The organism is Microcoleus sp. AR_TQ3_B6, assembly GCF_036702785.1.
Taxonomy (GTDB): Bacteria; Cyanobacteriota; Cyanobacteriia; order Cyanobacteriales; family Microcoleaceae; genus Microcoleus.
In genome coordinates, this window is the sequence record NZ_JAUBVJ010000093.1 from 17498 (window position 1) to 31291 (window position 13794).

General features: G+C 45.6%; 11 protein-coding genes and 1 pseudogene. 7 read left to right on the forward strand and 5 right to left on the reverse strand.

The window, feature by feature from the left end; translation table 11 throughout:
* Positions 1-285 precede the first annotated feature (285 nt).
* Positions 286-1320, reverse strand: coding sequence for a YihY/virulence factor BrkB family protein (locus QUB56_RS30315; RefSeq protein WP_332960060.1), 1035 nt, complete (start codon positions 1318-1320; stop codon positions 286-288).
* Positions 1321-1470: 150 nt separating this feature from the next.
* On the opposite strand from QUB56_RS30315, the gene QUB56_RS30320 reads away from it, so the two are divergent.
* A complete protein-coding gene (locus QUB56_RS30320) occupies positions 1471-2106 on the forward strand; it encodes a hypothetical protein (RefSeq protein WP_332960061.1) in 636 nt (211 codons plus the stop codon).
* 437 nt (positions 2107-2543) lie between these two features.
* Positions 2544-3530: a mechanosensitive ion channel family protein gene (locus QUB56_RS30325; RefSeq protein ID WP_332960062.1), complete on the forward strand. Its 987-nt coding sequence runs from the start codon at positions 2544-2546 to the stop codon at positions 3528-3530.
* A gap of 166 nt (positions 3531-3696) precedes the next feature.
* Here the strand turns inward: QUB56_RS30325 and thrC are convergent, their stop codons facing one another.
* On the reverse strand, positions 3697-4821 hold the full coding sequence (thrC, locus tag QUB56_RS30330; protein WP_332960063.1) for a threonine synthase: 1125 nt from the start codon (positions 4819-4821) through the stop codon (positions 3697-3699).
* 120 nt (positions 4822-4941) lie between these two features.
* On the opposite strand from thrC, the gene QUB56_RS30335 reads away from it, so the two are divergent.
* The 5 genes from QUB56_RS30335 (at position 4942) to QUB56_RS30355 (ending at position 10792) form a co-directional block, all read left to right on the forward strand.
* The gene (locus QUB56_RS30335) at positions 4942-5223 is read left to right on the forward strand and encodes a hypothetical protein (RefSeq protein ID WP_332960064.1); all 282 of its coding nucleotides are present in this window, start codon (positions 4942-4944) and stop codon (positions 5221-5223) included.
* A 257-nt stretch (positions 5224-5480) separates the two neighbouring features.
* The gene (locus tag QUB56_RS30340; RefSeq protein WP_332960065.1) at positions 5481-6533 is read left to right on the forward strand and encodes a fatty acid desaturase; all 1053 of its coding nucleotides are present in this window, start codon (positions 5481-5483) and stop codon (positions 6531-6533) included.
* 324 nt (positions 6534-6857) lie between these two features.
* Complete coding sequence (locus tag QUB56_RS30345; RefSeq protein ID WP_332960066.1) at positions 6858-8360, forward strand: AAA family ATPase; 1503 nt, start codon at positions 6858-6860, stop codon at positions 8358-8360.
* Positions 8360-9289 (forward strand): ParB N-terminal domain-containing protein, encoded by a 930-nt coding sequence (locus QUB56_RS30350; RefSeq protein ID WP_332960067.1) that lies wholly within the window; start codon positions 8360-8362, stop codon positions 9287-9289. The genes QUB56_RS30345 and QUB56_RS30350 overlap by 1 nt, the downstream gene beginning before the upstream one ends.
* A gap of 414 nt (positions 9290-9703) precedes the next feature.
* The gene (locus tag QUB56_RS30355; RefSeq protein WP_332960068.1) at positions 9704-10792 is read left to right on the forward strand and encodes a Rho termination factor (modular protein); all 1089 of its coding nucleotides are present in this window, start codon (positions 9704-9706) and stop codon (positions 10790-10792) included.
* A 381-nt stretch (positions 10793-11173) separates the two neighbouring features.
* Here QUB56_RS30355 and QUB56_RS30360 read toward each other — a convergent pair whose 3' ends face one another.
* From QUB56_RS30360 to QUB56_RS30370, 3 genes and pseudogenes are all read right to left on the reverse strand, one after another.
* Entirely contained in the window at positions 11174-12703 is a 1530-nt protein-coding gene (locus tag QUB56_RS30360) for a phenylacetate--CoA ligase family protein (RefSeq protein WP_332960069.1), read from the reverse strand.
* A 10-nt stretch (positions 12704-12713) separates the two neighbouring features.
* The gene (locus QUB56_RS30365; RefSeq protein WP_332960071.1) at positions 12714-13109 is read right to left on the reverse strand and encodes a hypothetical protein; all 396 of its coding nucleotides are present in this window, start codon (positions 13107-13109) and stop codon (positions 12714-12716) included.
* A gap of 7 nt (positions 13110-13116) precedes the next feature.
* A pseudogene (locus QUB56_RS30370) lies at positions 13117-13692 on the reverse strand (RNA-guided endonuclease InsQ/TnpB family protein); the annotation flags it as partial.
* Positions 13693-13794 lie beyond the last annotated feature (102 nt).

The window sequence follows — 13794 nt, forward strand, 5'->3', positions numbered from 1 at the left end:
GGCAATTCACAAGAGTCATTAGTTAGTTGTTATTTGTTATTTTTTATTTGTTACATCCTTCTAGGCAGAGCCTGGAAATAAAAATCGGTCTGCTCTGACCAAGCATTTCTTGATGGTACCCGCCACGTGATTTATCCGTGGAATCAATCCAAAATCTCAAATCTAAAATCCTCAAGAAAGAGCATTTATCCGTGGGGTCAATCTCAAATCTAAAATCTCAAATCTCAAATCGATTGACTCCAATTCCCAATACTTCGGATCCGCGAGCGTACTTCCAATTCTAAATTACCCATTACCCCTTATTTTATATCGTTTGATTGCCTTTCCCACGGTCACATTTAACTGAGCGCCGATCAGCATCACCAAAGAAGAAAGATCGAGCCACAGCAGCAACACAATAAAAGTTCCGATCGTGCCGTAAGCCCAACTAAAATTGCCGATATGCAAAACATAAAACCGAAATAAAGCTGAAAAGAAGGCCCACAAAATAGCTGCAAAAACAGCTCCCGACAAAATAGGAATATCTGTTTGGCGGCGGCTCGGTCCGTAGCGGTAAACAAAGGCAAAGGCAAGTGATACAATTCCCAAAGAGATCGGCCACCGCCACAGCCACCAAACACCTAACAGTTGCGATTCCAAAGGACAATTGCCGGCGAACAGCAAGCAATTTTGGGCATCTTTTAAATCGCAATTGGCGACGGACTCCAGCAGGCAACTCTGGCGTGCAATAGCTTGTACAATTAAGTCGCTGACAAATACTACTCCTGATGCCAGAATCAATAGTATAATTGTGCCGATACTCAGCGCCAGAGAAATAAGTTTGGCTTTCCAAAATGGTCGAATTCGATCGCTCGGGATTTGATGGATGCGATCGAGTGCAGCCATCGCCGCGCTCATTACTCCAGAAAATACCCAAAGCGAGGCAAAAAAGCTCACCGAAAACAGCCCTTTACTGCGAGTTAACAAAATTTCTTTGATTAAGCCACCAATCAAATTCCGAACGTTATCGGGTATGACTTCGCCCAAAAGACGGGCCATTTGATACAGTGTTGACTGCAAAGGTTCAAACAGAGCGATCGCAGATAAGATAGCCAACAGTCCCGGAAACAGCGCCAGCATACAATGGTAGGCCATTTCTGCCGACAGCCCCGGCAAGCGCTGCTCACCCGCCTTGGCGCCGACTTCCTTGAGCGTGCCCCAAGTCAAACACCGACAAAACAGCCAAAAACCACCAAATTTTCTTTTGAGGGCTCGCAGCAGTCTCAAAAGCGCCTTAAACAAAGCTAAAATCAGGTAGCGCAACCAGTAAAAAATGTTCATAGCGCACAGGAGACGGGGAAGGGGAAAATAGAAAATGGATGCAGTACGCGGGCGCAACTGGAAATAAGGATCGTTAATTAATTAAGGCATTACCAATGCGCCATTGTTAATCTAAAATCTAAAATCTAAAATCTAAAATCTAAAATCAATATGGCTCAGGATGTCAGACAGTGGTTAGATGAAATCAAGCGGCTGCAACAGCAGTTAACAGAAGTTTCGCGCGATCGAGATGAGGCCGGTGAAAGTGCTGCTCAGTGGCGCCAACTCTACAATACCGAAGCCGAGCAGCGGCGGAATGATGCCAAATTAACTCAGCAAAGCATCGCTTCTCTGCAACGGCAGATAGAGCAATTACAACGTTTTTCCCCCATTGTGCCCGAAGAGGATGATGCTGGAGTTGCTCGCCAGGAGGAAGTCGCACAATTGCAAACAGTAGGCGAACTTAAAGCTAAGTTAGCAGAAGTTCTCCAAGAGCGCGATCGGGCGATCGAACAAGTTAAACAACTTTCTCAAGCCCTCAAACAAGAACAAGCCCGTCACGCCGAGACTAGCAAAAATTTAACTAGCGCTCTCGGAGATGCCGTTGACTTACTTACGAAAGCAAAAAGTTCTTCCCCTGCAAAGACAGAGATATCATATGCTTTAGAGATAGTACCTACTCGCACGGAAAATCCGGGAGAAACTGCTCTGGAAATCCGCCAAACTTCCGCCCAAACCGGCAAAACTCCCGCCCAGCTTCCACATTCTAAACATCAGTTACTGGATCTACCGCCCTTTGGGAATTAGGAATTAAAAATTCAGGAATTGTCGGCATGGCGATTACCATCGGCAGGTGGGATTTAGTCACCGATGCGTTGTTTTTGCTTTTACTGCAATTAGGTGGCATTAATTCATCCGCTTTTTTATGATTCTCCATCTATAGCAATCCTCGCATCATTTGCATAATTATTGTAGGGGCAATCCCCCCGTGGTTGCCCGATAGATAGGGGGTAGGCAAAGAAAGGCACTACCCCTACAAATTTATCTGAATCATTTAGGATTGCTATACAGATAATCTACTAATTGATGTAACTGTACTATATCCCAACTTATAATCCGCATTCAATATTTTGAAAACTGCCCAAAAATATTCCTCGCGTCGTACCAACCTACAGTCTTTAGATAGAACTTAATCGAGCTACATTCTACTACTATCGACAACGACTGATGCGCGAGGAAACTTCATGAAGGCAGAGATATCCCTAGTCTGGAAGAAGATGCAGAGCATGATCGACGGCTTTACGATCCTGCTGCCTAATATTGTGCTGGCGTTAATTGTCTTTGCAATCTTTTTCTGGTTTGGCAGGGAAATAAAAAGAGTGGTCAGGCGAGTTACCCGCCACCACCACCAAGCTCGAAATTTGGGGCTGGTGTTAGGACGGTTGGCGCAGGGTACGATCGTTCTAGTTGGTCTGTTTGTTGCTCTTTCGATTGTAATTCCCACATTTAAAGCTGGGGATTTGGTGCAACTGCTGGGAATTAGCGGGGTGGCGATTGGTTTTGCCTTTCGCGATATCTTGCAAAACTTCTTAGCCGGTATCCTAATTCTGTTGACGGAACCGTTCCGAATCGATGACCAGATTGTGTTTAAAAACTTTGAGGGGACCGTAGAAAATATTGAGACCCGCGCTACAACAATCCTAACCTATGATGGTCGCCGGATTGTCATTCCAAATGCCGAATTGTTTACGAATTCGGTGACAGTGAATACCGCTTTCGATAAACGCCGGACGGAATACGATTTTAGTATTGGCTACGGCGACGATATTGATGGCGCCAAGCAGTTAATGCTGGAAGCATTGTACAGCGTAAATGAGGTGTTGAAAGATCCTGCACCCGATGTGCTGGTGCTCGATCTAGCAGAAAGTACCGTCAAGATCCGCGTTCGGTGGTGGATTGCTCCGCCGCGCCGAATTGACGATATGCGATCGCGCGACAAGGTAATTTGTGCTGTTAAAAAAAAGCTTGTGGAAAACGGCATCGATTTGCCTTATCCGACGCGACAAATTTTGTTTCACGACCAAACCGAAGAAACCGATGGCGATCGCTCCCTGCAGCGCGAAGGATGGCCCGCGGGCAAAAGTAAAGTTCCGAAACCTCGCACTATTGGCGGCTCTGTGGGAAAACTTGCCCAAGGGCGATCGCAAATTGATGACAACGGAAAATCTTAACCGCATCCAAAGTCATGAAATATGCAGGCAAATTCCACCCAACAACCGATCGTATAACTCAAGAAAAAAAGGGAGAACAGGAGAATCGAATTGCGCATAACTTCTTCCCTGTTCCTTCTTTTTACCTACTCGCAAAGCCCAAAGGTCTTCTTCCCTTTTCCTTCTTCTAAAATCCCATCGCCCCAGCTACTGCATCCAAACTCGGAGCAATGCCGCTTTTAAATAGATTGTTGCTGTGATTAATTGCCGTATCCGGGTCTTTCAAACCGTTACCAGTCAGGACGCAAACCACTGTCGCCCCTGTCGGAACTTGGTCTTTTACCTTCAGCAAGCCGGCCACAGAAGCTGCACTCGCAGGTTCGCAGAAAATCCCTTCCTCGGATGCTAACAAACGGTAAGCGTCGAGAATTTCGGCGTCGGTGACTGCAGCAAAACTGCCGCGGCTGGCTTCGGAAGCAGAGATCGCCTGTTTCCAGCTAGCGGGGTTGCCGATCCGAATTGCCGTCGCCAGGGTTTCTGGGTTCGCCACTGCTTGGCCCGTTACCAACGGCGCAGCCCCGGCTGCTTGAAATCCCATCATCTGCGGCAAGCGCGAACATTTTCTAGCTTGGTGGTATTGACAAAAACCCATCCAGTATGCTGTGATGTTTCCCGCATTTCCTACGGGAATGCACAGCCAGTCGGGGGCGTCGCCTAAAGCGTCCACCACTTCAAAAGCTCCGGTTTTCTGACCTTCCAAGCGGTAAGGATTGACGGAGTTGACTAATGTCACCGGATAATTGACAGCCATTTCGCGGACAATTTCTAAAGCTCGATCGAAATTTCCGGCAATCGAAATTACTTCCGCACCGTAAAGCAAAGCTTGCGCCAACTTGCCCAAAGCCACGTAACCTTCGGGAATCAACACGAAAGCTCGCATGGACCCGCGTCGGGCGTAGGCGGCGGCAGAGGCCGAAGTATTGCCGGTACTGGCGCAAATTACAGCTTCGGCACCAGCTTCCTTGGCCTTGGAAATCGCCATTGTCATCCCCCGGTCTTTGAAACTACCAGTGGGGTTGAGTCCGTCGTATTTCACGAGGACGCGCACGTCTCGACCGATGAGAGAGGCGATCGCAGGTGCTGGAATCAGGGGAGTATTGCCCTCTTGGAGAGTGACTACCGGCGTAGTTTCCGTCACCGGCAGGTAGGGGCGATAAGCTTCGATCAAGCCCGGCCAGCCGTAGCGTTTCGGCGAGGCTGCGCGGGCAGCGGAGTTAACAGCAGAGTCAGTAGCAGGTAGAATCAGGGTCACGATGTCAATGGTTTTAGGCAATGGCCGAAGAATTTACACTAATTTTAGCTCGATCGGTTAATTTGATGTTTAATACGATCGGTTCAGGTTAAAGTATCTTAATGGTGTGAGTAAGTAGAAATGTCTACACAATTACTGATGTCAAATAGTTCATCCACTCTTCCGAGACCTCAAACCGAGGCTAGCAATTCCGAAATGGCTAGTTCTTCGGTTCGATCGACCAGTTTTGCCTGCAAAGTAGATTCGGTGAAGTGCCCGTACCAAGCCGATCAGCAAGTTAAGTTCCTGCACCTGCAAGCGGAAATCGACTCCTTGCTGCTGCAAGTGCAAAGCCTCAAACAGCAACGCTCGATCGCTGGCTTGCCGGCTCAGGGCCCGAATTCTGGTAGCAACAGCAATTAGCAGACAACAGCCGCTAATGCCAACTGTGCTACCCCTGTGTTATAAAAACAAAGGTTTTGCTACCCGCAGTATTTTTTGCCAAAAGTGCTAGAAATTCCTAACTGCGGATAGCGATAGCTAGCATTTGCTAAAACGCGTTTGCCTACAGCTCAACTCGTCTGCCACAAGCTGGCAACGAGCTGACATCTTATTGCGCTTTTTGATGGCGCTAATTTGTTAAGCCATCCTCATGGCATACGGAGAATCGAAATCTATTTATGACAGCATCGATCGAAAAACCACTAAATTTGACATCCGCAAGTGACCCTTCCAACCTGCGCCTCAAAGATATTCTCAAAACCCTGCCGCGGGAAGTATTCGTCAAAAACCCCCGCAAAGCTTGGACAAAAGTAATCGTCAACGTTTTGTTAGTTGCTGTGGGTTACTGGGGCATAGCAGTATCGCCTTGGTATCTACTGCCCCTGATGTGGATTTTCACAGGCACCGGATTAACCGGTTTTTTTGTGATCGGCCACGACTGCGGGCACCGGTCATTTGCTAACCGCCGCTGGGTGAACGATTTAGTCGGACATCTCGCATTTCTGCCGTTAATTTTTCCGTTTCACGCATGGCGGCACGGACACAATTACCACCACAAGCACACCAACAAAATGGGCGAGGATAATGCTTGGCAGCCCATGACAGCAGAAGGCTACGCTGGCGCGTCCAAGCCTTTACAAATAGCTTATAGTTTAATATTCGGTCGGATGTGGTGGATCGGGTCGATCGCCCACTGGGCCAAAGTACACTTTATGTGGTGGCGCTTCAAAGGTCAACAGAAACAAGAACAAGTGCGGTTTTCAGTTTTTGTGGTTTTAATCGGTGCTGCGATCGGATTCCCGATTTTAATTGCAACCACAGGTATTTGGGGATTTGTCAAATTTTGGTTAGTGCCCTGGCTGGTTTACCATTTCTGGATGAGCACTTTTACGATCGTCCACCACACAGCACCAGACATTTCATTTCAAGAACCCGAAGAATGGAACGAAGCCCAAGCGCAGCTATCGGGAACAGTTCACTGCGATTATCCCCGCTGGGTAGAGTTTCTGTGCCACGACATTAACGTCCACGTTCCCCACCACATTTCAACTGCTATTCCCTGGTACAATTTGCGCCTCGCCCACAGCAGCTTAAAGCAAAATTGGCAAGATCATCTCTACGAAACAAAATTTTCTTGGTCTTTAATGAAGCGGATTGCCGACAACTGTCACCTATACAATCCGGCTGGCGGCTATCAAACATTGCAGGAATTTAACGCTAAAACAAAGTAGTTTGGAAGCGCGATAAATCCCCAAAAAACCCGGTTTTTAAAACAAAACCGGGTTTTTCGATATTAGAATACGTAGCTTTTGTAAGGAGAGGAAGGCGTACCCTACTGTCAATAAGCTGCTGTGCATCTAATTTGACCGTCAATTTTTATACAATTCTTGTGGAACGGGCATCCTGCGTGGAACGGGCATCTTGCCCGTCTATGGATTCGGGCATCTTTCCCGTCTATGCATTCAATTTATATGCGTAGCAGCCGATCGCAATCCGTACCATTATTAAATCAGTCATTCCCCATCTAAAATCTAAAATCTAAAATCTAAAATCGAATGACTTTCAATCCCAATAACTGTCGCAATGAAAGCGAAGTAGAAAGCAAACTCATTGTCAGCTATCTGCTACCAAAATTAGGCTATACGCCCGACACTTGGCACCAAGAAATAGCCTTTGGGAATATTCGTCTAGACTTCCTCTCATTTGCCACCCAAGTTATCCCCATAGTTGTCGATGCAGAGTCGCCGATGAGTGTAGTTATGGAGGCTAAACATCCGAAGGAAAATTTAGACCGCCACCTGCGAAAACTCAATCGCTATTTAACAAGTTTGAGCATCCGCTACGGCCTCATAACTAACGGTAAAGAAATTAGAATTTATGCAAGAAGCGCCGATAAGGTTAAGCTAGTCTTTAAGTGTGCTGGACAAGACGTGGAAACTAGAATTGAGGAAATTATAGCTTTAATTGGCAGAAATAGTTTAAAACCTATAAAAACTCCCGATAATCTCGAACTGGAAGATAATAAAATTAATTTAGTTAGTCCTGAGTTAATTAGCGAAGTCCCAGTACAACCAGGCAATTGGGCCACCGCCGAACCTAAGCAAAGTCAAATCTCAGAACCGGAACAAATACCTGAAAATAATCCCGTTAAACCTCAAGTTAAATCCGATGTAACCGTTCCCCAAAAAAGCCAAAATACTATGAAAATTATTGCAGTTTACCATAACAAAGGCGGCGTTGGCAAAACTACAACAGTAGTCAATTTAGCTGCCGCGCTGAGCAAGCAAGGTAACAGAGTCTTGGCGATCGACTTAGACAGTCAGGCTAATACAACCTTTGCGACTGGTTTAGTAAAATTTGAGGATGAAGAACAAGATGATTTGAAAGATTGCAACATTCTTCACGTTTTGCAGTCAGAAGATGGTTACTCGATAGGCGAAGTAGCACGCAAATCAAGTTTTTGCCATCCCAAAATTGATGTGATTCCTTCCCACATTGATTTAATGCAATATGAAACGGAACTCAATCAACTAGATTACAGCCGAATGATTTTAATTCAGAAACTAGCAGAAGTACAGGATAAATATGATATTGTACTGCTCGATACGCCGCCCTCTTTGAATCTTTACGCTAGAATTGCCCTGATTACGGCAGATTATTTAATTATTCCTTCGGACTTAAAACCTTTTGCCAATCAAGGACTGATTAATGTCAAGGATTTTATCAAAAAAATTAATGGATTCAAAAAACAAATCGGCAAACAGCCGATCGCAATTTTAGGCGTACTCCCTTGCAAAATCTCAGCTAATGCTAAATTTGTACAGTATAGTTTGCCCAAGCGGAGGGAGACAATTCCCAAACGCTACGGCCTTGAAATCATGGACAGCGTAATTTACGAGAGAGACGATTTAGCAAAGTGTGCAGAACAATTTCAAATCGTGGGAAATATGGAAATCGCCGATCCGATTTCAGTGCTGGACTTTAAACCAGATTCCATCGCCTCCCAAGAATTTGAAATGCTAGCAATCGAAGTTTTAGAAAAAATTGGTAAAAACTAATGAAAAAATTATTTCCGTCACTGGTTGCAGTGAAAAGAATTACATCCGCAGTGCCACGTTCCAATTTTGCCGAGGCTGAGTTGGAGAAATTAGCAAGACTGATTTTAGAGTCAGGAGGATTGATTAATCCGATAATTGTCCGCCGAAACGGTATGGATGCTTACGAAATAGTAGACGGAGACTTTGAATACTACGCGGCGGCGAGAGCAAAGGAAATAGAACCTCTCAAAGGCGAGACAATCGGAGCATTCATCCTGGAAGAAGAAAATGAAAAAATTCTCCTGGAACAACTTGAAATTCTCAGAACAACCGCAATCACTGAGAATTTAGTTGAGAACCCAGAAACCGGGTTTTTGTACGAAAATACTTCGTCGCAGCCTGCATATTCAATAAAAAACCCGGTTTCTTTGGTCGAAGTCCCTAATTCCGGTGAAAATGAAACTCCCCAAGAGTCATCGAGTTTAGAACAGCGACTAACAAATATTGAAGCCCAATTTGCCACTCAAATTAATGAATTAAAAGCCGAGTACGCCCGCGAACAAAAAGTTTTAGCCCAGAGTATACAAGAACTTGAAAACCGAATCTTACAACAAGTACCTCTGTTAGTTGAATCTGGGTTAACAAACAGAATTAATGAGTTGAAAGCAGAGTCGCCACCCGAAAAACCAGTGATGGTAGAGAGGATACCAGAAGTTGCAAACGTAACTTCCGAATCAATGTCGGCGTTGGAAGCACTAAATACTCTAGATAAATCTGGATTCTTGGCGAATTTTAAAGATGCTGGCTTGAAGTCTCAGATAATCGACAGAATAATCAAAGAACGAGATGTGCAGCCCTTTGTCTCATTTACAAGTGCGGTGAAACGTATTGAAGGGTTAACTGACAAAGCAATGATTAAAATAATTGATAAGTGGCACAAATATTCATAACTCGCAATTCCTGTCGCCACTGGCAACTTTGACTCAGTGAGTCTCTACGCCAAAAAAAGTAAAGATGAGTAAAGCAGTGGATCGTTGGTGTCCCGCAGGCAGTTAAACTCATCACAGCCGCTTTTTTTAAGAATTGCAGTAACTTTTGCCGGGCTGTCACCGCACAGCCAGCCGCACAGTTACAGCAGCAACGCGATATCTCCCCAGATAACCGAGTTCGATCGCAGACTTGGAATACTGAGGTCAAGAAACCCTTTAACTTACCAGAGTCTGGGTAAGGTGTTTGTATCGCACCTTACAGTTAGAGTTGTTGGGTTAGTCCGGCAGCACTTAAAACGCAGACTGTAAAGTGCAAATATACAACATAAATACCAAAACACCAGATTTTCATGACAAAAGGGGACTTGTAACAAGATGGATCGATCGTCCGATCAAAACCGAATAGTTGAATATTTGCGGATTAAGCCAATTAGTCACAGTCAGATTTACACTTCCCAAATAGCAGTACCAGAGCCTCAGAGGGGGGAGATTCCCCGCGAACGCCGCGAAGCCATCAGGAGAAGTTTAATCGAGCAAGGCAGCAACTTGATTCCTTTAATTGTGCGCCCCACTGAAGCTTACAGCAATGAAGAAGAATATGAAGTTGTCTGCGGCTCAGATTGGTGTATTCTTGCTAAAGAACTCGGCATCGAGCAAATGTGGGCTTGGGTATTTGAAATGACCGACGAGGAGGTAGCTGTTGCTCAAGCAGAAATGTTCCATTTAGCTCCGCAACCGACTCAGAAAACTGCACAAATTGAGACTCTACTGCAAAAATTTGAGCTCTCATTTCAAAAAAAGGTAGAAAGTTTAACAAAAGAAATAGAAAAATCTGTTAAAAAAAATGAAGAGCTGCTAAAAAAGCAAGTAAAAGCTCTAACTGACCAGCAGTTAGAGCGCGATCCAATAGAACAGATTAAGCGTTTGCTCGAACAAGTTGAAAAAACATTTCATGAAAAGGTAGATAAAATGGCTAAAAAAATTGCACAATCGGGCAGCGATAATCCGCCGATATCTGCTGTTATATCTGAGGTTAATCTTGCAGGTGCGTTGCTCCAACTGGATCAACTAGAAAAACTGCTGTCAATAAAATTAGAACGCACAATCCAAACAATTAATCAGTTTGTTTCAGGGGCGATCGAAGACGTAGAGAAAGACCTAAAAAATCAAATAGAAACGCTCCGCCGCCAACTGGGAGCCGCGGCGGCGCAGCCAGAAATACAGCCAGAGGCACAACCGAAAACCCAGTCAAAAACACAGCCTAAGAAGCAGTCGAAGGCACAGCAAAAACCTCAGCTACCGCAGTTGCAGTTAGAGTTGCCGTTTCCGCCCCCAAAGGAAGACTACGACACTCTTTCCCTGAGGCGATTGAAGGCGATCGGCAAAGACCGAAAAATTCGGGGCTACGCGCGCATGAAACGACCGGAAATTCTGGCGGCTCTCAGAGAAGCTGACGGCAAATAAAGCGGCAAATGCTAATAGTTAAAAACTAATTAGACCAATTGCGGTAGCATCGGAATAGTAAAAGCCATTCACCAGTAAACAATCACCAATAGTGCCACCGAAATTGCTCTCATTCATCTGCGTTAATCTGTGTTTATCTGCCATCATCTGCGGTAAAAAAAAGAGAATTTGTTAACCGCAGATGACAAGGGATTGACGCAGATTCACGCAGATTAAGAGAAGAGAGATATGAATAATTCCGATGCTAGATTTGATAGTGTTCTGACAGTATTGTGGTAGATGTCTTGGGGTGGCATATTTTAAGCTGAACCATCAAATGTCACCCTGATTATAGAATAACACAATAGTTGTGAAAACTGATAGCTCATCAATTCAAACTACTTATTGCCGCGTGTATCGGTGCTTCACCCCAATCGGAAAATACTCCGCATCGCCCGTCTCCGTTAATGTCACCACAGGTAACTGATATTCGGGCGGCACGTAATTAGCAAATTCGCTGTTTAGCCGCCGCAATTGCGCGAGAATTGAAGATGCGATCGCCTGCTTCATCTCCTCGTCGCCCTCCACCCCCGCTGCTAATTCCACAACCACGGATAAAAACCGATTTTGATCCGTATCTTCCTTGACTTGCAGTACAAATTTTCCCGTCACCCATTCCCGAATGGTGGGAACTTCTAAACCTACGGTGACATTTTCCGGGTAAATGTTAGCACCGAAGTAGGAAACGGTAAAGTGCGATCGCCCAAATACATAGACAAAGGGCAAGCAGCGAATTCCTCTGGGGAACTCAGAAACTTTCATAGCTGCTGCTTGCTGCAAATGTGCCACAGGGTTAAATCCCCATTCAGCCAAAAAATTGAGCATTCCTTCGTAACAAATTAAACCGCCGTTATCCGAGATGTGATAGCGTATTAGCGGGATGCCGTTGTCGCCAGAAAATAACAGCGTGCCGTCATTATTCACTTCAAAAAAGCGACTTTTCGGATCGTACTGCATCAGCGTTGGCAACCGCGATTCCCCGAAGAGATTGCGGGAAGCTTCCGGATTGTTTGCTAAAAAACGGCGGATGCAAATGCTCAGCGGTGTCTCGTTGCCCAAAATGCCGGCATCGGCAGTACCGTAAAGGCTCGCAGAGTTGTAATATAGATTGTCAGAATTAGTGCGATCGCTCACCAAACTCCGCCATTCTTCGCTAAACACTTCCCCCGCAAACACCATCTTAATTCGATATTTTTGCCACTCCACACCCCCAGCAATTCCGCTATCTATCACATCCTTGATAAACGGCGGATATCCCAACAAAACTACTTGCTCGAAATGCTCCCCAAGTTCCTGCACAACTCGAAATATTTCAGTCTTATTATTCCCAGGCGTCACAACTGTAACGGGATAACCCTTACTCGCTAGATAGCGGCAGCAATTTGCCGAGTACATTCCGCCTACCCAAGTTCCCAACGCAAAGCAAATGACAGCTAAAGTCCGACGAGTATCGGCGTAAAAACTGTCGTGAAATATTTGTTCAAAACGAGCTGCAATTTGCAATTCGTCGCTGATAAAACGCGGCCAAAATGTCGGGTTTCCTGTCGAACCCGATGAAACAGCAATGAAATCGCAAGTTTCTAGTTTGCCCTGGTAGCACAACTGAGGTAGCGGGTGACAGCGTAAATAATTCTCTTTGGTAATTAGGGGCAATTTTTGGAAGTCTTCAAAGGTTTGAATAGAGGCGGGATTGATGTTGAGTCCAGCTAGGAAAGTCTGGTAAGCTGGTACTGTGGCAGCGACTTTGTGAAAAAGCGCGATCGCCCCGGATTCGGCAACTCGACTCTGCTGCTGTTGCAATCGTTCCTCAAGCGGCGCCCTCAAAAACTCTTCAAACGCCCCAATTGCTCGCTGACGCTGTTCTGGCTGCATGATTTGCTCCTTAAAATGCGTATTTTGCACCGAGATCGCTAAGCGAGTCAATTAGTAGCGCGGCGCGACCGGATGGCACATTGGGCTGGACACTAAAAATTTGAATACATTTTGAGGTCGATCGAAAAGATGGCGCAGTCGATGACCAAGCTGCCGATCGACTAGTGACATCCTCCTGCACCAAATCAAAGATTATGGTGTAGGCTTCCCAAGAATCACTTCCTGGGTTTCCTGGTTGCTCTCTTGCGAGATTTCGCCACTTGCCTAGACTGAGTTGCCTCAGTCCCCGGTAGATCGGCTGCACAGGCGCTTTCGATTCCCGTCTGTCCAACGGTACTAAGGAGGCATATCCCTCGGTTTCTGATATTCTGACCTGCTGCCACATCTCTATTCGTTGTGTATCCACAGTGAGGACAGCTATGAACTCTAACACTCAGGTCTTTTTTGACGAACCCGCCACACTCAGGACATTCTTGAGAGGTCCCCCTAGCATCTACTTCGGCAAAGAATTTCCCACGCTTCCAGCACACATACTTAACGATGGTTCTGAATTGTCCAAAAGCAGCGTCAAGCATATGCTTCCCAAACATCCCTTTGGCACTGATGCGGTAATCCAAGTCTTCCATGAAAACCATATCACCAAGATCGCAAAGGGCATGGGCTTGCTTGAAGTGGAAGTCTTTCCTCGTGTTGTCAATTTGATGGTGAAGCCGGGCAACTTTAAGGCGTTGTTTTTCGTAGTTTTTAGACCGCTTACTTTTTCTCTTCAGTCTGCGTTGCAGCACTTTGGGCCTACCTTGCAGACGTTTAAAGAACTTTGGCGGTTTTACAAGAACACCGTCACTTGTTGCCAAAAATTTCTCCAACCCAATATCAACTCCAATGGGATGACCGTAGGGTGTTGGGTCAGGAACGTTGACATCACATTGCAGCGAAATAGATGCGTACCATTTATCGGCTTTCCTCAAGATTCGCACTTGTTTGACCACAAACCCTGTCGGGATAGGTCGATGCGGTAGTGCTTTTTTGTAAAGGGCGGAGAAAAATAGTAAAATAGAGCGACGATCGTGAAAGAGGAATGATGGAATGAA